The 21,194-nt window shown below is 64.0% G+C and carries 20 protein-coding genes; 14 read left to right on the plus strand and 6 right to left on the minus strand.

All coding sequences use genetic code 11. The features are described from left to right. Nucleotides 1-8: 8 nt before the first annotated feature. On the minus strand, nucleotides 9-1,211 hold the full coding sequence (locus BH682_RS10850) for an Rv3212 family protein (RefSeq protein WP_030534999.1): 1,203 nt from the start codon (nucleotides 1,209-1,211) through the stop codon (nucleotides 9-11). A gap of 9 nt (nucleotides 1,212-1,220) precedes the next feature. Continuing rightward, a complete protein-coding gene (locus BH682_RS10855; RefSeq protein ID WP_075832864.1) occupies nucleotides 1,221-2,825 on the minus strand; it encodes a DEAD/DEAH box helicase in 1,605 nt (534 codons plus the stop codon). 377 nt (nucleotides 2,826-3,202) lie between these two features. Between BH682_RS10855 and BH682_RS10860 the strand changes: the two genes are divergently transcribed. Together BH682_RS10860 and BH682_RS10865 are read left to right on the plus strand one after the other, a co-directional pair. After that, the gene (locus tag BH682_RS10860) at nucleotides 3,203-3,898 is read left to right on the plus strand and encodes a ferritin-like fold-containing protein (protein ID WP_029255047.1); all 696 of its coding nucleotides are present in this window, start codon (nucleotides 3,203-3,205) and stop codon (nucleotides 3,896-3,898) included. A gap of 107 nt (nucleotides 3,899-4,005) precedes the next feature. Next, nucleotides 4,006-4,236, plus strand: a complete 231-nt coding sequence (locus BH682_RS10865; protein WP_003942312.1) for a DUF3107 domain-containing protein — start codon at nucleotides 4,006-4,008, stop codon at nucleotides 4,234-4,236. A 69-nt stretch (nucleotides 4,237-4,305) separates the two neighbouring features. Here the strand turns inward: BH682_RS10865 and BH682_RS10870 are convergent, their stop codons facing one another. Further along, entirely contained in the window at nucleotides 4,306-4,977 is a 672-nt protein-coding gene (locus tag BH682_RS10870) for a TetR/AcrR family transcriptional regulator (protein ID WP_003942309.1), read from the minus strand. A 328-nt stretch (nucleotides 4,978-5,305) separates the two neighbouring features. Here BH682_RS10870 and BH682_RS10875 point away from each other — a divergent pair, with 328 nt between their 5' ends. Genes BH682_RS10875 through BH682_RS10885 form a run of 3 tightly spaced genes read left to right on the plus strand, consistent with a single transcriptional unit; the run spans nucleotide 5,306 to nucleotide 8,487 of the window. Continuing rightward, nucleotides 5,306-6,352: a DUF3152 domain-containing protein gene (locus tag BH682_RS10875; RefSeq protein WP_007731223.1), complete on the plus strand. Its 1,047-nt coding sequence runs from the start codon at nucleotides 5,306-5,308 to the stop codon at nucleotides 6,350-6,352. A 47-nt stretch (nucleotides 6,353-6,399) separates the two neighbouring features. Beyond that, nucleotides 6,400-7,587, plus strand: a complete 1,188-nt coding sequence (gene moeZ, locus BH682_RS10880) for an adenylyltransferase/sulfurtransferase MoeZ (protein WP_003942292.1) — start codon at nucleotides 6,400-6,402, stop codon at nucleotides 7,585-7,587. 45 nt (nucleotides 7,588-7,632) lie between these two features. Next, the gene (locus tag BH682_RS10885; RefSeq protein WP_007731227.1) at nucleotides 7,633-8,487 is read left to right on the plus strand and encodes a TIGR02569 family protein; all 855 of its coding nucleotides are present in this window, start codon (nucleotides 7,633-7,635) and stop codon (nucleotides 8,485-8,487) included. Here the strand turns inward: BH682_RS10885 and BH682_RS10890 are convergent. After that, nucleotides 8,484-9,164 (minus strand): FadR/GntR family transcriptional regulator, encoded by a 681-nt coding sequence (locus tag BH682_RS10890; RefSeq protein ID WP_075832866.1) that lies wholly within the window; start codon nucleotides 9,162-9,164, stop codon nucleotides 8,484-8,486. The two genes, BH682_RS10885 and BH682_RS10890, sit on opposite strands and share 4 nt — an antisense overlap. A gap of 93 nt (nucleotides 9,165-9,257) precedes the next feature. Here BH682_RS10890 and BH682_RS10895 point away from each other — a divergent pair, with 93 nt between their 5' ends. The 7 genes from BH682_RS10895 (at nucleotide 9,258) to BH682_RS10925 (ending at nucleotide 17,574) form a co-directional block, all read left to right on the plus strand. Then, nucleotides 9,258-10,520, plus strand: a complete 1,263-nt coding sequence (locus BH682_RS10895) for an MFS transporter (protein ID WP_075832868.1) — start codon at nucleotides 9,258-9,260, stop codon at nucleotides 10,518-10,520. 113 nt (nucleotides 10,521-10,633) lie between these two features. Continuing rightward, nucleotides 10,634-12,034, plus strand: a complete 1,401-nt coding sequence (locus tag BH682_RS10900; protein ID WP_085998905.1) for an MFS transporter — start codon at nucleotides 10,634-10,636, stop codon at nucleotides 12,032-12,034. A 49-nt stretch (nucleotides 12,035-12,083) separates the two neighbouring features. Continuing rightward, nucleotides 12,084-14,585: a nitrite reductase large subunit NirB gene (gene nirB, locus BH682_RS10905; RefSeq protein ID WP_075832870.1), complete on the plus strand. Its 2,502-nt coding sequence runs from the start codon at nucleotides 12,084-12,086 to the stop codon at nucleotides 14,583-14,585. A 90-nt stretch (nucleotides 14,586-14,675) separates the two neighbouring features. Further along, entirely contained in the window at nucleotides 14,676-15,089 is a 414-nt protein-coding gene (gene nirD / locus BH682_RS10910; protein WP_007731236.1) for a nitrite reductase small subunit NirD, read from the plus strand. Beyond that, nucleotides 15,086-16,246 carry a uroporphyrinogen-III synthase gene (locus BH682_RS10915; RefSeq protein ID WP_007731238.1) on the plus strand — a complete coding sequence of 387 codons (1,161 nt, stop codon included), beginning with the start codon at nucleotides 15,086-15,088 and terminating at the stop codon, nucleotides 16,244-16,246. The genes nirD and BH682_RS10915 overlap by 4 nt, the downstream gene beginning before the upstream one ends. After that, nucleotides 16,233-16,982 carry a sirohydrochlorin chelatase gene (locus tag BH682_RS10920; RefSeq protein ID WP_007731240.1) on the plus strand — a complete coding sequence of 250 codons (750 nt, stop codon included), beginning with the start codon at nucleotides 16,233-16,235 and terminating at the stop codon, nucleotides 16,980-16,982. The genes BH682_RS10915 and BH682_RS10920 overlap by 14 nt, the downstream gene beginning before the upstream one ends. After that, nucleotides 16,927-17,574 carry a maleylpyruvate isomerase family mycothiol-dependent enzyme gene (locus tag BH682_RS10925; protein ID WP_007731241.1) on the plus strand — a complete coding sequence of 216 codons (648 nt, stop codon included), beginning with the start codon at nucleotides 16,927-16,929 and terminating at the stop codon, nucleotides 17,572-17,574. Before BH682_RS10920 ends, BH682_RS10925 begins: the two co-directional genes overlap by 56 nt. Before the next feature lie 51 nt (nucleotides 17,575-17,625). Here BH682_RS10925 and BH682_RS10930 read toward each other — a convergent pair whose 3' ends face one another. Then, nucleotides 17,626-18,393 carry an 8-oxoguanine DNA glycosylase OGG fold protein gene (locus tag BH682_RS10930; RefSeq protein WP_003942311.1) on the minus strand — a complete coding sequence of 256 codons (768 nt, stop codon included), beginning with the start codon at nucleotides 18,391-18,393 and terminating at the stop codon, nucleotides 17,626-17,628. An 89-nt stretch (nucleotides 18,394-18,482) separates the two neighbouring features. Between BH682_RS10930 and BH682_RS10935 the strand changes: the two genes are divergently transcribed. Continuing rightward, nucleotides 18,483-19,061 (plus strand): hypothetical protein, encoded by a 579-nt coding sequence (locus BH682_RS10935; RefSeq protein WP_042922177.1) that lies wholly within the window; start codon nucleotides 18,483-18,485, stop codon nucleotides 19,059-19,061. After that, nucleotides 19,058-19,402 (plus strand): hypothetical protein, encoded by a 345-nt coding sequence (locus tag BH682_RS10940; protein ID WP_075832872.1) that lies wholly within the window; start codon nucleotides 19,058-19,060, stop codon nucleotides 19,400-19,402. Before BH682_RS10935 ends, BH682_RS10940 begins: the two co-directional genes overlap by 4 nt. 5 nt (nucleotides 19,403-19,407) lie before the next feature. On the opposite strand, the gene BH682_RS10945 is transcribed toward BH682_RS10940, so the two are convergent. Next, nucleotides 19,408-21,153 carry an NTP transferase domain-containing protein gene (locus BH682_RS10945; protein WP_065352892.1) on the minus strand — a complete coding sequence of 582 codons (1,746 nt, stop codon included), beginning with the start codon at nucleotides 21,151-21,153 and terminating at the stop codon, nucleotides 19,408-19,410. Between the last annotated feature and the right edge of the window lie 41 nt (nucleotides 21,154-21,194).

Here is a 21,194-nt window from a genome sequence, read left to right on the forward strand (position 1 = left end):
GTGAGCTTCTAGCGCAGCGCGAACAAGGTATCGCCGCGCTGTTCCAGAATCGTCTCGCCCGCACTGGCGAGCACGATCGGTGTCGCCGTCTCGCCGCGGTCGACTGCGATCATGCGCTGCACCGCTCCGTCCGACGGACTGACGGCTGCAATGCCGCCCGGAACGGGGATGAGCATCTGACCGGCAACCATGCTTCCGGGTCCGGACGTTCCGTTGACGATCCACGTCGGAGCCAGATCGCTCAGGCGCAGGTTGACGGTCTGCGAGCCGGTCCACCACGTGATCGAAGCCTTGTCGGCGTGGGTGCGGGCGCCTTCGGTCACCGTTCCCTCGATCGGATAGTCGACGATCGGATTGCCGGATCCGTCGAAAATAGTGATGCGAGAAACGGTTCCGTTGGCGGCAGGGAGGTAGACGGCCGTCTTTTCGCCGGCCACGGCAAGCAGGCGGGCGCCCTCGGAGTCGAGGAGAATCGCGGATCCGTACTCTTCGGGTTCCTGGGCGTCCTTCGGTGCGGGATTCATCACCGTCAACCTGTTGGAGGCTTCACCGGGGCAGCGCTCGAGTACCGAGACTCGGTTGGCGCTCGACGCAGCGTCGAGCAGCGTGCATCCGGTGCGAGGTTGCTTGTTGGGGTTCACCTTCGCGTCGACCCGGCCGTACTCGAGGGTTCGGACGAGGTCCGAGCGCCACAGCTCCATTCGCTCACTGCCGCGCGAAATCAGGTAGGTGCCGTCCGCTGAAAGGCTGACCGCGGAATCGGCGTCGCTGTTGCGCTGGTCCTTTCGGGCGCCGGTGTCGGCGACCAGTGACGTGACCTGAGAGCAACCGCGATCATCCTGATAGACGCTGACGACGCGATCCCACGAACCGATCGCGCCGCACAGCGGAATGTTGCGCGCGTATCGCCACACTTCTTCGCCCGTTGCCGGATCGCGGCCGATCACCTCGGAGCCGTCGGCGGTGACGACGGCATTTCCGACGGTGATCGGTGCCGTCGAGTCGGCACTCGGAGATTCCCACGTCTGTTTCAGGATGTCGGGTAACAACACCGACGTCGACAGAGGTGGGAGTGGAGATTCAGCGGTGACCGAGGTGGTTCCGCGCGCATCACTGCGCAACCACACAACGGTCACCGCCACGATTACGGCCAGCGCGATTGCCAGCGCACCGATCACATCTGAGCGAGTACGCCTTTCGGGAGCCAGCACATCGGCAGCTTACTCTGCGGCGCCTGCCGTCGCGGAAGCCGCGGGGCGACGACGCCGACGGCGACGCGGCTTGGCCGCTCCGTCTTCGTCCGAGTTCTCGGCAGCGGTTGCCGCGGGTGCCGAAGGGGGAGCTGTGGTGGCGCCGGCGGTGGTGGACGTCGGGGCGTCGGTCGAAGCGCCGGCGCGGGTGCGGCGACGGGTCCGGTTGCGGCGGGGAGCGGCCTTCTCTTCGTTGCCGTCCGAGTCGGTCGACTTCGGCGCGTCTGCTTTGTCCGTTGCTGCCTTGTCCGTTGCTGCCTTCTCAGGTGCGGCCTTGGCCTTGCGAACAGTGCCCTTGGCATCGGCCGGAATGGACAACTCTTCGTAGAGGTGCGGCGAGCTGGAGTAGGTCTCGACCGGGTCGGGGATTCCGAGGCTCAGTGCCTTGTCGATGAGCTGCCAGCGAGGGATGTCGTCCCAGTCGACCAGCGTGACGGCGATGCCGGTGCGTCCGGCGCGGCCGGTACGACCGATGCGGTGGACGTAGGTCTTCTCGTCCTCGGGGCACTGGTAGTTGATGACGTGGGTGACGTCGTCGATGTCGATACCGCGGGCAGCGACGTCGGTGGCGACCAGAACGTCGACCTTGCCGTTACGGAAGCCCTTCAGCGCCTTTTCACGGGCGATCTGTCCGAGGTCACCGTGGACGGCACCGACGGAGAAGCCGCGTTCCGCGAGATCGTCGGCCACCTTCTGGGCTGTGCGCTTGGTGCGGGTGAAGATCATCGTCGCGCCGCGGCCTTCGGCCTGCAGGACGCGGGCGACCATCTCGGCCTTGTCGAGCGCGTGTGCACGGTAGATGTGCTGGCTGGTGCGATCGTGCACCGCGGAGGATTCGGCCTCTTCGGCGCGGATGTGCGTCGGCTGCGTCAGGAAGGTACGAGCCAGGGTGATGATCGGGCCGGGCATCGTCGCGGAGAAGAGCATCGTCTGACGCTTGTCGGGGACCATGCCCATGAGGCGTTCGATGTCGGGGAGGAATCCCAGGTCGAGCATTTCGTCGGCCTCGTCGAGGACGAGAACGCCCACCTTGCCCAGGATCAGGTGCGACTGGTTGGCGAGGTCGAGCAGGCGACCCGGGGTGCCGACGACAACGTCGACGCCCTTCTGGAGTGCCGAGATCTGCGCCTCGTACGGACGGCCGCCGTAGATGGGCAGAACCTGGAGACCGCGGTCGCCGACCCGGAGGTACTTGCTGGCGTTCTCGAGGTCGCGGGCAACCTGGATGCACAGCTCGCGGGTGGGAACGATGATCAGAGCGCGGGGCGTGCCGTCGAGAACAGCTGTGCCGTTCTCGGCGGTGACGATGCGATGCAGGAGCGGGACGCCGAAACCGAAGGTCTTGCCCATTCCGGTGCGGGCCTGACCGATGAGGTCGTCACCGGCGAGAGCCAACGGAAGGGTGAGTTCCTGGATGGCGAAGGTGCGCTCGATGCCGATCTCGTTCAGTGCGCGGACGATTTCGTCGCGGACACCGAGTTCGGCGAAGCTCGGGGGTACATGGGTGTCGTCGAGCTGGACGGAAACGGTGTTCTCGGTTGCTTCGTCTTCGTGGTCGACAGTGATCTTGCTCAGGGGACTAGCCTTTCCTCGTGGCGGTACGCACGCACAAGGTAAGGGGCCAGGCCGTAAGTCGGCCGATGTCGATGCCCTCTTTTTCTTCGGTCATGCCTACGCCTCAGCACTGAATTCCACTCGGACGAATTCGAACCGTCCGGAGATCTCGGCGAAGCGGGCGACAACCGTCGATGCAGGTGCGCGCACATTATCGGTGGGGTTCGTGTGAATACAGCCGTCCCGGCTAACCAATTGGCCCGGGGGAACTGGCGAACTCCCAAGACCATTGTAGCTGCACGTTGTCCGTCCCTCGCGATGACATGTCGAAGATCACCGAATCGGACATGCGGTCCTTGCCGGTCGCGTCGGCCGTCGAAGCACTACAGTTCGTAGTCATGGGCGCACACGATCTTGATGCTTCGACGGACGCTGGAACCGGAGGCCGAGTCGCTTCCGATCACCCTGGCGTGATCGATTTGTTTGCCGTTCTCGCGTATGGCGAGATTTCGGCGTTCTACCGTTTGGCGGAGGACGCACAAATGGCACCGGACCTGCGAGGCAAGGTGGCGTTCGCCAGCATGGCCGCCGCCGAGATGGACCACTTCGAGACTCTGGAAACGGCGTTGACGGAACGTGGCCACGAGATCTTCGCCGTCATGGACCCGTTCGTTCGAGCTCTCGACAACTACCACGCGTCGACGACACCGTCGACGTGGCTGGAATCGCTCGTGAAGGCGTACGTCGGCGACGGAATCGCTGCCGACTTCTATCGCGAGATCGGGCACTCCCTCCCGGCGGATGTCGCGGAAATCGTCGAGGACGTGCTGTCCCAGACGGGCCACTCGGAGTTCGTGGTGCTCGAGGTGAAGGCAGCAGTGGAGGCCAGTACTCGCGCCAAGGACCGGTTGATGCTGTGGGGACGCCGTCTTCTGGGCGAAGCAATCACGCAGGCACAGTTCGTGCTGGCGCAGCGTGAAGATCTCACCGATCTGGTGATCTCCGCCTCCGGCGACCTCAACGGAGTTGTCGCGTTGTTCGACGGCATGCAGGCAAAGCATGCCGAGCGGATGGCGATTCTCGGACTCGTCTAGGTGCCTGTTCGCTCTGGGCACAGCGTGCAGAGGAGCGTGGGCGGTCGTTGCTGCATTAGCCTTGCGTCGACAACGGATGTAATTCACGAACAGTTCGGAGGTTGACCGTGGAGGTCAAGATCGGTGTAATCGACAGCCCGCGTGAGCTCATCGTCAACAGCGAACAGACCCCTGACGAGGTCGAGACACTGGTCGCGGCTGTCCTCGGTGGCCGCGAGCCGGTTCTGGCTCTCGTCGACGACAAGGGCCGCAAGTTCCTGGTGCAGGCTTCTCGTGTGGCGTACGTGGAGATCGGTCCGTCCGATATCCGCAAGGTCGGATTCGCGCCTACCGTCTGACGCGTAGCTGTAACAGCAGAATGGGCGGGCAGTCGTGAGACTGCCCGCCCATTCTCGTTCGGGTTCCGGTTACTTCGTTTCGGCTTGCAGCGGCACGTGTGAGAGACCGCCCCACGCGAGGGTCACGGTGATTTCCACGGCTTCTTCCTTCGGGATCGGCCGCGCGGCCTCGAGCCAGTACCGCGCAGTGAACTGGCTGGCACCGACAAGACCGACCGCAAGGATGCGCGCGCGGTACGGATCGAGTCCGGAATCCTGACTCACCAGGTCGAACACGGCGTCGACGCAGGCTTCGGTGGCTTGTTCGACGCGTGTCTGGACCTGAGGTTCGCCCATGATGTCGGACTCGAACACCAGGCGGAAGCCCTGGGAGTCGTTGTCGACGAAGTCGAAGAACGCCTGGACCGCGGCGCGGACACGCTGTTTGTTGTCCGTCGTCGATCGCAGGGCCTGGCGTACACCCGAGATGAGGCTGTCGACGTAACTCTGCAGGACTGCGACGTACAGTTCGAGTTTGCCTGGGAAATGTTGGTACAGAACTGGCTTGCTGACACCGGCACATTCGGCGATCTCGTCCATGCCGGCCGAGTGGTACCCGTTCGCAACGAATACCTCACTTGCAGCTGCGAGGAGCTGGAGGCGGCGCGCATCGCGGGGGAGGCGGGTGCTGCGACGTGTTCCGGCAGGCTTGCCAGCCGTTGTACCGCGATCGGAGTCAGTCCGATCCGCGAGTTCTGTCATGTCGCTTCCAATCTGAGCAAAAGTAATTCGGTCGGCGCGCGGATCCGCGAGTCGCGTGTGCGTACCCGCCAGTATCCTCCGTCACACCGGTCGTAGCCGAATGAACGATACCGTGTGTCGCCCGGGCGAGTCGCGCGTGCCTCGGTGAGCGAGACCAGCGGTCTTTCTCGTTACAGGACGGGCTGCCATGACACGCCAGGACCAGCAAGTTTCGGTCAGCCCGGGCGAGCGACTTGCCGTGTGTGAGATTCTGGACGACGTGACTGACCCAGGGGGACCGCGCATGCGTGGACGAACTACGCAGAACCCTGAACGTGAGGAACGTCGAATGCGTAGCGGAACTGGAGCGCCTCGCGACGAACGTCGGCCGGAGGTGCCGGATGATCGTGCCTACGGCGAACGCGACTATCGCGGCATTTCCTCCCATCAGCCTTTGCGCGCCCAATGGGATCCGACCAAACGAGAAGTGGGCCGAACCCCGCGTAATCCGCGACCGGACCGGGCAGCGCGAAAGCAGAGCAAGCTCGGGCGCTTCGTCTCGACCTACGGTTGGCGGGCCTACGCGATTCCGGTTCTCGTGGTGCTCACCATTCTTGTGATCGTCGATGCGGTACGGCCGGACGCCACAGACTCCGCGAGCAAGACGTCGGCCACCGCCGACCTCGCGCACAGCACCGACGGAACCGACGTCATCGGTGCCCCACCGGCCGGAGACGGAACTTTTGCCTCGTCGATACCGTCCGGTGCCCTTCCCGACGGTGGTCCGTTCACCGTCGCGGGGGGTGGAACGTGGCACGTCGTACCAGGTACGACGGGCAAGGTCGGACAGGGAACCGAACGCGAGTTCACGTACACGGTCGAGATCGAGGACGGCGTCGACACGACCGGCTTCGGCGGAGACGAATCGTACGGACGCATGGTCGACCAGACACTGGCCAATCCGAAGAGTTGGACCAACGATCCCAAGGTCGCGTTCCGGCGCGTCGACGCCGGCGAGCCGGACTTCCGGATCTCCTTGACCTCACAGATGACGATCCGCGAAGGCTGTGGATACGAAATCGAACTCGAAGGATCCTGCTACAACCCGAGCATGGACCGAGTCCTGCTCAACGAACCGCGATGGGTGCGAGGCGCCATTTCGTTCCAGGGCGACATCGGCTCGTATCGGCAGTATCAGATCAATCACGAGGTCGGCCATGCCATCGGATACGCCGCTCATCAGCCGTGCGAGACCGAAGGCGGACTCGCACCGATCATGATGCAGCAGACCTTCGGAACCGCGAACAACGACATCGCTAGGCTTGATCCCGAGGGCGTCGTTCCGATGAACGGACTCACGTGCCGCTTCAATCCGTGGCCGTACCCCCGAGCGTGACCGGATCGAGAATCCCTGATCTCGTCTTGAACTAGGAGTGTTTCGCGGTGTCTGCAACACCCGTCGTATTGCCACCACTGGTGGAGCCGGCAGCCGAGTTGAGCCGGGAGGAAGTTGCCCGATACAGCCGGCACCTGATCATCCCGAACGTAGGCATGACCGGTCAGAAGCGGCTCAAGAATGCACGAGTCCTGTTCATCGGCGCCGGTGGATTGGGTTCACCGGCACTGCTCTACCTCGCGGCCGCAGGAGTGGGCACCATCGGGATCGTCGAGTTCGACGAGGTCGACATGTCGAACCTGCAGCGTCAGGTGATTCACGGACGCTCCGACGTCGGACGCCCGAAGGCGCTCAGTGCGAAGGAGTCGATTCTCGAAATCAACGAGCACGTCGACGTCCGGTTGCACGAGTTCCGCCTGGACAACTCCAACGCGGTCGAACTGTTCTCCGAGTACGACCTGATCCTGGACGGTACGGACAACTTCGCGACGCGGTACCTCGTCAACGATGCTGCCGTCATCGCGGGAAAGCCGTACGTGTGGGGCTCGATCTACCGCTTCGAAGGGCAGGTCTCGGTCTTCTGGGAAGACGCCCCGGACGGCGCGGGACTGAACTATCGCGATCTTTACCCGGAGGCGCCGCCGCCAGGCATGGTTCCCTCGTGCGCCGAGGGTGGTGTGCTCGGAGTCCTGCCCGCGACCGTCGGTTCGATCATGGCGACCGAGGCGGTCAAGCTCATCACGGGGATCGGCGAACCGCTTCTCGGACGCCTGATGATCTACGACGCACTTGCGATGACGTTCCGGACGATCCGCCTTCAGCGTGATCCGACCCGCGTGCCGGTCACCGCCTTGATCGACTACGACGCGTTCTGCGGTGTCGTGTCCGAAGAGGCGAGTGCCGCTGCTGTCGGTTCGACGATCACGGCGCCCGAACTGGAGGCCATGATCGGTGAGGGACGGTCGATCGAGCTGGTCGACGTACGAGAACCGGTTGAATGGGACATCATGCATCTGCCGGGGGCCGTGCTGATCCCGAAGGACCGCATCCTGTCCGGTGAAGCTCTGGCGACGTTGCCGCAGAACAAGCAGATAGTGCTGTACTGCAAAACCGGCATTCGTTCCGCCGAGGCATTGGCATTTCTCAAGAACGCCGGTTTCTCCGACGCGGTCCACGTTCAAGGCGGCGCGATCGCCTGGGCGAACCAGGTGGATGCGAGTCTGCCGGTCTACTAGGCGCGCCTCGCGGGAGGCGGCGCCGCGCACCGGTAGCGTTGGGGTGTGAGCACAGGCCAACCTCCCCAGCACGTGTGCTCCACCTTCGGCCTCCGTGAAGTCGATCCCATCCCACTCGGTGCGGATTGGGACGGCGGGTGGCTGTGTGGAGACGTCGTCCTTTCAGCAGTCGCGGATCATGCCCGCGCAGCGTGGTCGGCGAAGGTGCGAGAGAACCTCGAAGTCGACGGCGTTCGGCTGGCTCGACCGGTGCGTTCGACCGACGGTCGTTACGTCGTCTCGGGCTGGCGTGCCGACACCTTCATCGTCGGATCGCCGGAACCACGTCACGACGAAGTGGTCTCGATGTCCTGCCGACTGCATGCGGCGACGGCCTCGCTCGAGCGCCCGCGCTTCCTTGCGCAACCGCCCGTGCCGCCGTGGGCCGAGGTCGACGTATTCGTCGCCGCTGATCGCGCGGCATGGGAAACGGTTCCGCTGAGGATCGCGAAGGGCGTCGAGCAACTCGAGACGCCCACTCCTGACGGTCGCAAGAGTCTGGAACTGATCGCCGGGCTCGCTACTTTGCGTAAGCCGGTGCAGAGCCCGGACCAGCTCGTGCACGGCGATCTGTTCGGGACAGTGCTGTTCTCGGGCAGTATGGCGCCCGGAATCACCGACATCACGCCGTATTGGCGGCCGGCTGCGTGGGCCGCCGCCGTCGCTGTGGTCGACGCGATCTCGTGGGGCGGTGCCGACGAGGCACTGGTCGGCCGGTGGGAAGATCTCCCCGAGTGGCCGCAGATGCTTCTACGTGCGGTGATGTTCCGCTTGGCGGTTCATGTTCTGCATCCTCGCTCGACGGCGGACGCGTTCCCGGGGTTGGCCCGTACGTCCGACATCGTGCGCTTGCTGCTCTAGATCGGGGCGCCGGTACCGAAGTCCGAGACCAGGCCCTCGAACAACTCGCGTGCGGCGTTCGAGGCGGCCACGGTGTTCCCGTCGACGACAGCGTTGACGAGGTTCGCGTGCTGCGCGTGGAATCCCTCGCCGGTCGCGTCGATGTGTTGTTGGATCGTGGTCTCGATGACCGGGAGCAGGGAGTCGTAGAACTCCAGGTAGACCTCGTTGTGGCTGGCCGCGACGATTGCTCGGTGCAGGGCGACGTCCGCGGTGGTGGCGGCGTCGACGTCCTGACCCTCCCATGACGCGGTGCGAAGCTCGAGTAGCCGCGTCAGTTCGGCGATGTCGTCTTCGGTTCGCCGTGCGGCGGCGAGGGTGGCTGCAGTGATGTCGAGTGCGCGCCGAAGTTCGAGTACATCCCGCTGGTGGGCACCGGCAAAGTAGTTGCCGAGAGTGCCACCGAGGTCGGAGACAGCAACGACGTAGGTGCCCGATCCCTGACGACGTTCCAGCATTCCGGCGTGTACGAGCGCCTGGACCGCCTCGCGCACGGTATTGCGACCGGTCCCGGTCAGCTCCGACAGTTCCGGTTCGGTGGGGATTTTGGAACCGATCGGCCAGGTTCCGCTCCGGATCTCGTTGCGGAGTTGTTCGGTGACCTGCGAGATGAGACTTGCGCGTCGAACGGGTTGCACGTGGTTGTTTCCTCGGGTCCGGGTAAGTGGTGTGAATGTGACGTTAGATTACCGCGCTTGTGCGAGTTCGTCCGGTCATCCTATGATTTCCCGGTGACTGCTCAACTGGAGAGAACCGAAACCCGCTCGTTGGTACAAGGCCGTGTGCTCGTCTTCGCTGCGATTGCGATGTCTGCGCTAGTACTTCGACTTGCGGTGACCTCGTTCTCGCCCTTGGCGGCCGAGATTCGCGACGAGATCGGCTTCTCCGCCTCGATCGTCGGTGTCTTCGGCATGGTTCCGACCGCAATGTTCGCCGTCTTCGGTCTCATCACTCCCGCCATCGCGAAACGTATCGGGCTCGAGCGAACGGCCCTCGTTGCGATGCTCATGGCCGGCGTCGGAATGTTGTTGCGCGCCATGATGTCTCAGACATGGTCGTTGCTGGCCCTCTCGGCTCTGGCACTGGCAGGCATGGGAATCGGCAATGTCGTGATCCCGCCGTTGGTCAAGCGGTACTTCTCGGATCGCCTCGCCACCATGAGTTCGGTCTACATCGTGGCCGTGCAGATCGGCACCATCGTTCCGGCGTTTGTCGCAGTCCCGGTCGCCGACGCCTTCGGGTGGCGGTTCTCGATCGGCTGGTGGTCCGCCTTCGGCTTCGCCGCAGCCGTGCCGTGGTTGATCACCCTCGCTCGCTCGCGCAAGGCTCGCGCGAACGAAGCCAGGTCCGTCGAGAATGCATCGGATTCGGTTGCGGCAGTGGCAGAACAGCCACGCGGTCAGGTCTGGCGTTCTCCCGTGGCCTGGGGGATGGCCGGCATGTTCGGCATGACCTCACTGATCACGTATGCGATGTTCACGTGGATTCCGTCGATCCTTCGTGACGCCGGAGCCAGTGATGCCTTCGGCGGAACGATGGTCGGAATGTTCTCGGTGATCGGGCTCGTCGCAGCGTTCGGTGCACCGACGCTGTGCGCCCGCATGGCCAATCCCTTCCCTGTCGTGATCGCGTGTGCCGTCTGCTACCTGGTCGGCATGGGCGGGCTGTACTTTGCCCCGATGGCGGCGCCGGTCGTGTGGGTTGTCGTCCTGGGCCTCGGTCCGAGCACGTTCCCGATGTCGCTCACACTGATCAACCTGCGTACTCGTTCGCACATCGGTTCCTCGGCACTGTCCGGCTTCACCCAGGGGATCGGCTACTCCGTTGCCTGCCTCGGTCCGCTCCTGTTCGGCGTTTTTCACGACGTGTCCGGTGGATACGCTGCGCCGTTCGGCCTGCTCGTCGTCGCGGTGATCGTGGTGCTCATGGGCGCCTACCAGGCATGCAAGCCTCGGATGCTCGAGGATTCCTGGCACGCACCTGCGAAAAACTAGCTCACACCCGGTCTTGTTACCGGGTGAGGATCAATTGACTTCGCGGTCATCGCACGCAGCACCGGCGCAATAACCGTTTTCTACCTTTGGGTCTCCAACATATTCAGGAGGCCCTGGTGAGTCATTACATCGAGCATTGGGATGCAGAGGACGTCGACGCCTGGGAATCCGGCGGCAAGGACATCGCGAAGCGGAACCTGATCTGGTCAGTGGTAGCCGAACACGTCGGCTTCTCGATCTGGTCGATCTGGTCCGTGATGGTGTTGTTCATGCCGACGGATATCTACGGCATCGACGCGGCCGGAAAGTTCTTCCTCGTCGCAGTGCCCACACTTGTCGGGTCGGTCCTCCGTATTCCCTACACGGTTGCCACCGCACGGTTCGGCGGTCGTAACTGGACCGTCATGAGTGCGCTGTTCCTCTTCGTGCCAACACTTCTCACGCTCTACCTGATGATGAACCCGGGTGCGTCGTACACCACGTTCATGTTGGTAGCGGCCACTGCAGGTATCGGCGGCGGCAACTTCGCGTCGTCGATGACCAACATCAATGCCTTCTACCCGCAACGCCTCAAGGGGTGGGCGCTCGGTCTCAATGCCGGCGGCGGCAACATCGGTGTGCCGATGATTCAGCTGATCGGTCTGCTGGTGATCGCCACCGTCGGTAACCGCGCTCCGTGGATCGTCTGCGCCGTCTATCTCGTGTTCATTGCGGCCGCCGCCGTCGGTGCCGCGCTGTTCATGGACAACCTGGGCAACCAGAAGTCGGACCTGCGCTCCATGGCCAAGGCACTCAGGTTCTCCGAGTCGTGGGTGATCAGCTTCCTGTACATCGGTACGTTCGGTTCCTTCATCGGATTCAGCTTCGCCTTCGGTCAGGTTCTGCAGATCAACTTCCTCGCCGGCGGTGCCACTCCGGCCGCGGCCGCGCTGCATGCAGCACAGATCGCCTTCATCGGCCCTCTCCTCGGTTCGATCGCTCGCCCCCTCGGCGGCAAACTGGCCGACCGGATCGGCGGCGGCAAGATCACCATGTGGACGTTTGTCGCCATGGCATTCGCGGCATCGATACTCGTGACGGCCGGAACGATGGACGACAACACCGCCGGCGTCGCCAGCGCCGGAATCATGGTGACATTCGTTCTCGGATTCATCGCTCTGTTCCTGCTCTCCGGCATCGGAAACGGATCCGTTTACAAGATGATCCCGGCGATCTTCGAGGCGAAGGCTCAGAGCTTCGACCACATGGATCGAAGCGAGAAGGCGACGTGGTCGCGCAGTATCTCCGGCGCTCTCATCGGATTTGCCGGTGCGGTAGGCGGTTTGGGCGGCGTCGGCATCAACCTGGTGCTGCGCGCGTCGTACAGCAGCCCCGCGAAGTCGGCGACCATGGCCTTCTGGGTGTTCCTGGCCTTCTACATCGCCTGCATCGCAGTCACCTGGTTCGTCTTCCTGCGCAAGCCGTCGACGCTGACCACAGACGTCGACGAGGCGAAGGTCGCAGTCACGGCGTGAGCGGTCCGCAGAATCTCAGAACTATCTCGTACCTCAGGAAGTAGGCGTCATGAGCAAGTCGGTTGTTGTCATCGGACACGGAATGGTCGGACACCGATTCGTCGAGGCACTGCGTTCGCGCGACGAAGCGAACAACTGGTCGGTGACCGTACTCTGCGACGAGCAGTACGCAGCGTACGACCGAGTCGGGCTGTCCTCGTACGTCGGAGCGTGGGACCCCAAGGAATTGGCACTGGCCGGCAACGATTACGTCGGTGACGGCCTGGTCGATCTCCGAGTGGGGGAAGGCGCGCTCTCGATCGACAAAGATGCACGCACGGTCACGACGACAACCGGCGAGACGATCTCCTACGACGCTCTGGTGATGGCGACCGGTTCGTATCCGTTCGTGCCTCCCGTACCGGGGCACGACGGCGACGGAAGTTTTGTCTACCGCACCCTCGACGACCTCGACGGTATCCGGGCCGCCGCTGAGAAGGCTGGTCCTGGCGCTGTCGGCGTCGTGGTGGGCGGAGGTTTGCTTGGACTCGAGGCCGCAAATGCTCTCTCGCTCATGGGGATGACGGCACACGTCGTCGAACACAATGCGCGATTGATGCCGATGCAGGTCGACGAGGGTGGCGGCGCACTGCTCGCTCGCCTCGTCACCGAACTCGGGCTCACTGTCCACACCGGTGTCGGGACGGCGGGAATTTCGCAGGCCGACAACGGAATCGTGGTCGAACTCTCCGACGGCTCCACCATCGACGCCGCGCTGCTCGTCTTCTCCGCCGGAGTACGTCCGCGTGATCAGCTGGCCCGCGACGCCGGGATCGCAGTGGGGGAGCGCGGTGGCATCCTGACCGACCTCGGCTGCGTGACTTCGGACGAGAACGTCTACGCAGTCGGCGAATGTGCTGCGGTGGAAGGCCGTTGCTACGGTCTGGTCGCTCCCGGTTACACGACGGCCGAGATCGTGGCCGATCGTCTGCTCGGCGGCGCCGCGGATTTCCCGGGCGCGGACATGTCCACCAAGCTCAAGCTCATGGGCGTCGACGTCGCCAGTTTCGGTGACGCGATGGCGACCTCACCGGGCGCCCTCGAAGTCGTCCTCAGCGACGCGTCCAAGGGGACGTACGCAAAGCTCGTGGTCTCCGACGACGCGAAGACCCTGCTCGGCGGCATTCTTGTCGGTGACGCATCGGCCTACGCGTCGCTGCGCCCGCTGGTCGGTCGCGAACTACCCGGTGACCCGGCGACATTGATCTCGCCTGCGGGGGAGAAGCCGGGTGCAGGCTCGCTGCCCGACGACGCCGAGGTGTGCTCGTGCAACGCCGTGACGAAGGGAGCCATCTGCGGTGCAATCGCAGCCGGCGCATGCGACATCGCTTCTGTGAAGGCGTGCACCAGCGCCGGAACCACTTGTGGCGGTTGCCTTCCCACCGTGAAGCAGCTGCTGGCCGATTCCGGCGTCGTGATGTCGAAGGCACTGTGCGAACATTTCGCGCAGTCGCGGGCCGAGTTGTTCCAGATCGTCCAGTCGACGCAGACCAGAACTTTCTCGGCGCTGATCGCCAAGTACGGCAAGGGCGCCGGTTGCGACATCTGCAAGCCCGTAGTCGCTTCGATTCTGGCCTCGACGGACTCCGATCACATCCTGCACCGCCAGCAGGCGTCGTTGCAGGACACCAACGATCACTTCCTCGCGAACATCCAGAAGAACGGTACGTACTCCGTGGTACCTCGGATGCCGGGCGGCGAGGTCACGGGTGAGCAACTCATCGTCATCGGAGAAGTCGCGCGAGACTTCGGCTTGTACACGAAGGTGACCGGCGGTCAGCGCATCGACTTGTTCGGTGCCCGCGTCGAACAGTTGCCCGCGATCTGGAAGCGCCTCGTCGACGCCGGGATGGAATCGGGTCAGGCGTACGGCAAGTCCCTCCGGACGGTCAAGAGTTGCGTCGGTTCGAGTTGGTGCCGCTACGGTGTCCAGGATTCGGTGGGTATGGCCGTCGACCTCGAGAATCGCTACCGCGGTCTGCGTTCGCCGCACAAGATCAAGTTCGGCGTCTCGGGTTGCGCCCGTGAATGTGCCGAAGCGCGAGGCAAGGACGTCGGCGTCATCGCGACGGAGAACGGTTGGAATCTGTATGTGGGCGGTAACGGCGGACAGTCGCCCAAACACGCTCAGTTGCTTGCCGGAGGCCTCGACGACGCGACCTTGGTCAAGTACATCGACCGCTACCTCATGTTCTACATCCGTACTGCCGATCGCCTCCAGCGCACGGCGCCGTGGGTCGAATCACTCGAAGGCGGACTTGATCACCTCAAGGCCGTGATTTGTGAAGACAGCCTGGGTATCGGCGAGGAACTCGAGGCACTGATGGCCAAGCACGTCGAGGGTTACCAGGACGAATGGGCCGGTGTGCTGGGTGATCCGGAGAAATTGTCGAGGTTCGTCTCGTTCGTCAACGCACCGGAAGAAGCCGACCCGACGGTTGTGTTCGACGAGACCGGAGTGCGCAAGGTTCCGGTCCTGATGGGCATGCCGAGCATCCCCACGCGCCGGTAATAGTCGCGTAACCCGTGGGAAACACGGGATCCGTAGAAACGTAGACAAGAACCCGCGCGACGTTGTCGCCGGATCGACAGGAGGACTTCGATGAGTGTCATCGATGCGCAGATCGCCAAGCTGGATTCGGATCGACTCGAATGGACGTCGGCCTGCCCGCTGAGCCATCTGATCCCTGGGCGCGGAGTTGCCGTGCTTCTTCGCGGCGGCGAGCAGGTGGCACTGTTCCTACTCGAGGACGGCACACTCCGGGCTGTCAGCAACTTCGATCCGTACGGCCGCGCCGCGGTGATGTCTCGCGGACTCGTCGGCGACCGGGACGGTGAACCGATCGTGGTCTCGCCACTGCTCAAGCAGGCGTTCTCGCTGGTCGACGGCCGGGCGCTGGACGACTTGTCGGTTGCGCTGCCGGTGTACGGCGTTCGCGTGTGGGCTGGAGTCGTTCAGGTACACAGCTTGCAGATGCAGGGCGTTCGCTCGACTGTCTCCGATGCAGTCTCGTGAGTGACGACATGCCGTTGGCTGGATTCACGGTAGGTATCACTGCTTCGCGCCGCGCCGAGGAGTTCGCGACCTTGCTGACTCGTCGGGGAGCGGATGTCGTTCACGCTCCGGCGATTCGAATCATTCCGTTGGCCGACGACCGTGAGCTCGAAAGGGTGACACAGCAGATCATCTCGGATCCTCCCGAGGTGGTTGTCGCCACCACCGGGATCGGATTCCGGGGTTGGCTGGAAGCCGCCGACGGATGGGGCGAAGCCGAAAGTCTCGGTTCTGCGCTCGGTTCGGCTCGTCTACTCGCGCGAGGACCGAAGGCCAAGGGAGCAATCCGCGCGGCCGACCTTCGTGAGGAATGGTCACCGGCATCCGAGTCTTCCGCCGAGGTGCTCGAACATCTTCTGGCAGAAGGTGTCTCGGGAAAGCGGATCGCTGTACAACTGCATGGTGCGACCACCGAGTGGGAGCCGATTCCCGACTTCTGTCAGGTGTTGCGCGAGGCCGGCGCCGAGGTCATCGCGGTGCCCGTCTATCGATGGGAACCGCCGGAGGATCCGACGCTGCTCGACCGGATGATCGACGCCATAGCGTCAGCCGGAATCGACGCCGTCAGTTTCACCAGTGCACCGGCCGTAGCCTCGATGTTGATGCGCGCCGACAAGACCGGGGATCTCGGAGACATTCTCGACGCGATGCGGGGTCCGGTGGCGGCCATGTGCGTCGGCCCGGTCACCTCGGCGCCGCTCGAAGCCTTGAATGTACCGACCACAGCCCCGGCGCGGGCACGTCTGGGCGCGCTCGCGAGACACATCGTCGACGAACTCCCGCAGCGAGCCAACAAGATTCAAGCCGGCGAACACGAAATCAGCATTCGCGGCGGTTGCGTAGTCGTGGACGGTGAAGTGAAGCAATTGCCGCCGGCTGCGATGTCGTTGATCCGCACTCTCGGTGCGAGTCCCGGTCGAGTCGTCTCCCGCGACGAACTTCTGGCTTCTCTTCCCGGCGGCGGCGGCGACACCCACGCCGTCGAGACCGCCGTCGCCCGATTGCGCGCGTGCCTCGGTGCGCCCAAAGCCGTTCAGACGGTGGTCAAGCGGGGCTATCGACTTGCCCTCGACCCCGGCGACTACGTACAGAATCCCGGTGACTATGCAACGCGATGACGATGTACTCGTACTGGTAGCTCACGGCACGCGTAGTGCACGTGGCGTGGAAATGGTTGCCGCCCTGGCCGAAGCCGTCGGCACGCGCGTCGGACGCACGCGCGTTGCCTTTGTCGATGTGCTCGGTCCGTCACCTTCGGAAGTCCTCCGGGACACTCCGGGGCGAGCGATTCTCGTACCGGCGTTCCTGGCGTCCGGCTACCACGTTCACACCGATGTTCGACGCGAAGTGACGCTCAGTGAGCACTCGGCTGTGAGTGTGACGCCCGCACTCGGACCCGATCCGGCGCTTGCGCGCGTGCTGCTCCGACGCTTGACCGAGGCGGGGTGGAATCCGGGTGACGCGATAGTGCTTGCTGCCGCCGGGTCCTCCGATGCGCGGGCGCTGCGAGACGTCGAGCGTGCTGCGCTGATGCTTGCCGAAGCGGCGGGGACTCGTGTCGACATCGGGTACATCGCGACCGGGGAGCCGAAGGTAGCCGATGTTGTTGCAGCAGCACGCGTTCGCGGCGCGAAGCGAGTTTTTGTCGCCTCGTACCTCCTCGCGCACGGGCTGTTCCACGAAAGGTTGCACGCTGCAGGAGCCGATGGTGTGACCGAACCGCTCGGCGTCGATCCGGGAGTGGTGGACCTTGTCGTGAATCGGTATGAGAGTGCGCGAAGGGAACTAGTATCGCTGCATGACGTCTCACTCCGTAACGCCGACGTATGCCGACCTGGTCGCAGCAGTTCGTGAATCCGACGTCAAGGCACAGGCTCTCATCGGTGCACTGACCGAAGAGCAGGCGCGGGAGCCCTCCGGGCTCCCCGGGTGGAGTCGGGGACACGTCGTGACGCACATGTCGCGCAACGCCGACGCGCTGGGCAGATTTGTTGCCGGCGTGCAGGGCGGCGAATCGGGGGAGATGTATCCAGGGGGGCCGGATGCGCGCAATGCTGCAATCGAAGAGGGCGCAGATCGCCCGGCTGAATTGTTGGCCCTCGACTACCGCTTCTCGGGAACGAGGCTGGTCGACGCGTTGTGCGAGATCCCGACAGATCGACTGGACACACCGGTGCCGTGGCGCAAACCTGTGACGGCATTCGATCTACCGATCCTGCGCTGGAACGAGATCGAGATTCACCTGATGGACCTCGACATCGGTTACACCTGCCACGACTGGCCTGCCGAGTTCGTGGAATTCACTCTCGCCAGTCAGTTGGGCGCACTCGAGACGGCGGTCCCGGGTGTACGAGTGCCGTCGCTGTCCGACGCGGAGACCTTGGCCTGGTTGGTCGGGAGGCCGACGAGGGTGGGGCTGCCGACTCTCCCTGCCTGGCCGTTCTGAGATGCAGCCGTTCTGAGATGCAGCCGTTCTGAGATACAGCCGTTCTGAGAGTTAGAACAGGGTGGGGGCGCTCACGTCGTTGCGTGCTTGGGCCAACCGCGCACTCCACCTTTTCACCAACCACATCTCGACGATCTCGGGTTGGGTGCCGGCGGCATAGGCCCAGCTGTCGAGAAGTTCGCAGTACCGGCGGTAGCGACGCGTCGTGAAGCCGGTGACGGAAGGATCCTCGAGCCAGCCCTCGTGGATGAGCGTCGAGACTCCGTACTGGTCGATCATCTGAGCGCGTCGGCCTTCGTCCTGTACGCCCACTGCCCACATGAAAGCGGCCATCAGCGATACCCCGACACCGGGGGTGAGTGGCCACCCGGACCAGGTGTCGCGCCGCACGACGGGCATCGACTTGTTTTTCGAGCAGTGATCGAGAATGGCTGTGATCTGGGTCAGCGGATCCTCGTCCTCGCGGTGATGGGGATTGAAGACGTTGGGGAACCGCCGTGTGAAACGTCGGCTCTCGTGCGAGCCCTGCCAGGCCGCGCAGAGAAACAGTAGTCCGAGGCCGTCGTGCTGGGCGACAACGAGATCGCTCGACGGGCGAAGGTCGTTGCGTTGAACGATGGCTCGACCTTCGGTGATCACTTTGCCGTCGAGATCACGCCCGCGAAGGCTGATGGTGTGGCCGGCGTCCTTCAGGTGTGCGTTCCACCAATCCAGGTCGACGGTGGCTTCGTCGTCGAGGACGTGCAGTGGAAAGGTGCGGGAGCGGCACCACTCGACCAATGCGTCCGGCGGTTCGAATCCTTCGTCGACACGATTCATGGCGCGATGATCCCACGAGTCGCCGACAGTAATTCGTGCGACGCGCAGTCCACCGGGATGGAACCGGACACTCGCGGTACGCTCCGCTCATGAAATTCGCGTCCTCGCAGGTGCGGTCGGCGCTGTGGACGGTAGCCATCGCTTTGGCGGCCACGAGTCTGAGCGGATGTATCGGTGCCGTCGATCGGATGGATTTCGACAATCAGATGCGCGAACGTGGCGGTGGGATGACGTCGGAGTTGGTGCGAGGCGGGTTCGACAGCCTCGCACATAGATACGGCGTCGACGCGGTATCGGTGACCAGCATCGACATCAGCCCGATCGAGACGCTCGGAGTCACCGTTCGAGACCCCGGGAAGCCGACCCAGCTCGACAGATTCTCTTTCGACGGAGTCATTCTCGGCGAGCCGAGCCCCGTGCAAGTCAGTGTCACCGACGATCTCGATGCACGATCGTTCACGCTGGATCAAGTGCCGGCATTGACGAACCTCGAGAAGTTGGTCGACGACGCGCTGGAGAACAGCGGTGTCGACGACGGCGAAGTCACCGGGATCTCGGTCAGTCGCACCGAGGCGATTCGCGCATCCGTGATGGTGGAATCTCCACGCTCGCGGGCGCTGGTGGTCTTCGAGCCTGACGGAACTCCCTTCCTGGTGCACCCGCTGTGAGCCGCCGTATCGCTCCGTTGGTGATCTCCGTAGTGGTGATCGTGGTCGTGGGAATCTTTGCTGCACTACTGTCTTCGGTGATCTGGCCAGGACAGGTCGCTCATTTGGCGCCGATTTTCTGTGAAGCTCCCACATCGAGCGCGATGGTCGTCTCGGATACCTTTTCCGACGGCGACGGTACGTCCACCAATTTCACGCTGTACTGCGTCGGACCGCGCGGTCAGACCGTTGATGCCGGCTGGTTGCTGCCGTTCTTAGTGCTGTGGGGCGTGTATTCGCTGGTGCTTGCGACAGTGGTCGGCGTGGTCGGGGTCGACCGGCGTAGGCGCCCAAACGACTGACCCGATCAGCGTGGGAGGACAACCACTTCGGCGACGGCACCGTCTTCCGCGTGTGGCGGAACGAGTGCAAACGCGGAGCGCCCGATCAACCCCGCCAGGTGTGCGGTACGTACAGACGGTTCGGCGCGCCAGCGACCGTCGGCGGATTGTGTGACCGGCAGTAGGCGTACCGCATCGGAAGTCACCGCAGCGGCGTTCTCGATGATGCCGAGCAGTGGCGGTGGTGTGTCGCTTCCCGTCAAGGCGGCCACGACGGTGGGCAGCATCGTCAACAGGGTGGTCACTGCGGCGTACGGGTTGCCGGGGAGGCCGAGAACCACCCGACCACTGGGCAGGACAGCCGTTATCTGAGATCCGCCCGGGCGCGAGGCGACTCGCCCGACAATCGTGCGAGCGCCGAGTCGATCGAGCGCACTGCGCATTTCGTCGGCAGCGCCGCCGCCCGTCGCACCAATGACAACAAGCAGGTCCTGTTCAGTCGCATCCGCCAGTACACGCTCGAAACTGTCGGCCGTGTCCCTCAGGTGCGAATTCGCCACGCACCGTACGCCGTTGCTTTCCAATAGGTAGGGGAGAATCCCACCGACGGAGTCGCGGGTCTGACCTTCACGCAGTGGACCGGTCCGCCGGATCTCGTCGCCGGTGACTGTCACGCGTGCCCGTACCGGACCACGGACGAGGGCGTCGAACACTTCACCGCTGGCAGCTGCGGAGACCACCGCCGGAGTCACCGCGGTACCAGTCGGGGCGATCGTGAATCCGGTGGTCCAATCTTCCCCTCGTGGTCGAGCGTCGTTGCGGTGCGGCGCATCCGGCAGTCTCCGTACCATCCGAGATGGCTCGTCGACGGACAGATACTCGTCACGAATCACCGAGGTGGCGCCGAGGGGCAGGTGTGCTCCCGTGGCAATGCGAATCGCTTCGCCTTCACCGAGTTCGAGTTGCCCGTCGGCGCCCGCGATACGGATCTCGGTGCGGATTCGCCAGGGACCCTCGCCGGAGACGGCGTACCCGTCCATCGCCGAGACATCGGATCGAGGAAGATCACCCAGGGCGACGAGAGGCTGCGCGAGCGTTGCTCCGAGACTGTCGGCGAGGGCGGCCCGGTGTGGTGACAATGCTGTCAGTGAGTTCCTGACGGCGGCGCGGGCTTGCTCGATCGTCAGGCGCGGATGGTTTCGCGCGCGGTCGATGTCCGCCGGTGTGTCGCAGTCAGTGGTGCCAGTGACACGCAGCGTCGAGAACGGTTCGGTGACAATCGCTTTCATAGGTTGATTCTCCAACCCCGAACTCTCCCGCAATGTGGACAGGCGTTGCCGGAGCTCGCGAAATGTCCACGCGGAGAGCAGGAATTGGGTTCGGTTGTTCTCGTCCACGGCACACGTCACCGGACTGTCCGTCGACGTGGCAGCTATCAAAGCGTCGACTGATACGGCCTCGATGTGCGGCAGATCGGACGCCAGGACCACCACCACGGCGTCGTCGGGTAACCGGGTCGCAGACAATCCGGCCCAGATCGCCTCGACAGGGCCGGCTCCGGCCGGAGTTTCCTGAGTTTGAGTGATGCCAGGATCAAGTTCAGGGCGATGTGGACCGACCACGACGACGGCGTCCAGATGCGCCGTCGCTGAAAGCGCGATGTCGAGGAGCCTGCGGCCGTGAACGAGCAGGCCGGGTTTGTCGACACCACCCATTCGGGTCCCGCGACCACCCGCCAGAATGAGGGCGGCGGTCGGCGGCGTGACGGTCATACCTCCATGCTGCCCCATCGCCCGCGTCACGACGACCGGTG

The organism is Rhodococcus sp. YL-1 (assembly GCF_001942025.1).
In the GTDB taxonomy this organism is placed as follows: domain Bacteria; phylum Actinomycetota; class Actinomycetes; order Mycobacteriales; family Mycobacteriaceae; genus Rhodococcus_F; species Rhodococcus_F qingshengii.

Coding starts and splice junctions, on each gene's coding strand:
- BH682_RS10860 (WP_029255047.1), top strand. CDS start 3,203: ATGGGCGCACACGATCTTGATGCTTCGACGGACGCTGGAACCGGAGGC.
- BH682_RS10870 (WP_003942309.1), bottom strand. CDS start 4,977: ATGACAGAACTCGCGGATCGGACTGACTCCGATCGCGGTACAACGGCT.
- BH682_RS10875 (WP_007731223.1), top strand. CDS start 5,306: ATGCGTAGCGGAACTGGAGCGCCTCGCGACGAACGTCGGCCGGAGGTG.
- nirB (WP_075832870.1), top strand. CDS start 12,084: ATGAGCAAGTCGGTTGTTGTCATCGGACACGGAATGGTCGGACACCGA.
- nirD (WP_007731236.1), top strand. CDS start 14,676: ATGAGTGTCATCGATGCGCAGATCGCCAAGCTGGATTCGGATCGACTC.
- BH682_RS10920 (WP_007731240.1), top strand. CDS start 16,233: ATGCAACGCGATGACGATGTACTCGTACTGGTAGCTCACGGCACGCGT.
- BH682_RS10925 (WP_007731241.1), top strand. CDS start 16,927: ATGACGTCTCACTCCGTAACGCCGACGTATGCCGACCTGGTCGCAGCA.
- BH682_RS10930 (WP_003942311.1), bottom strand. CDS start 18,393: ATGAATCGTGTCGACGAAGGATTCGAACCGCCGGACGCATTGGTCGAG.
- BH682_RS10935 (WP_042922177.1), top strand. CDS start 18,483: ATGAAATTCGCGTCCTCGCAGGTGCGGTCGGCGCTGTGGACGGTAGCC.
- BH682_RS10945 (WP_065352892.1), bottom strand. CDS start 21,153: ATGACCGTCACGCCGCCGACCGCCGCCCTCATTCTGGCGGGTGGTCGC.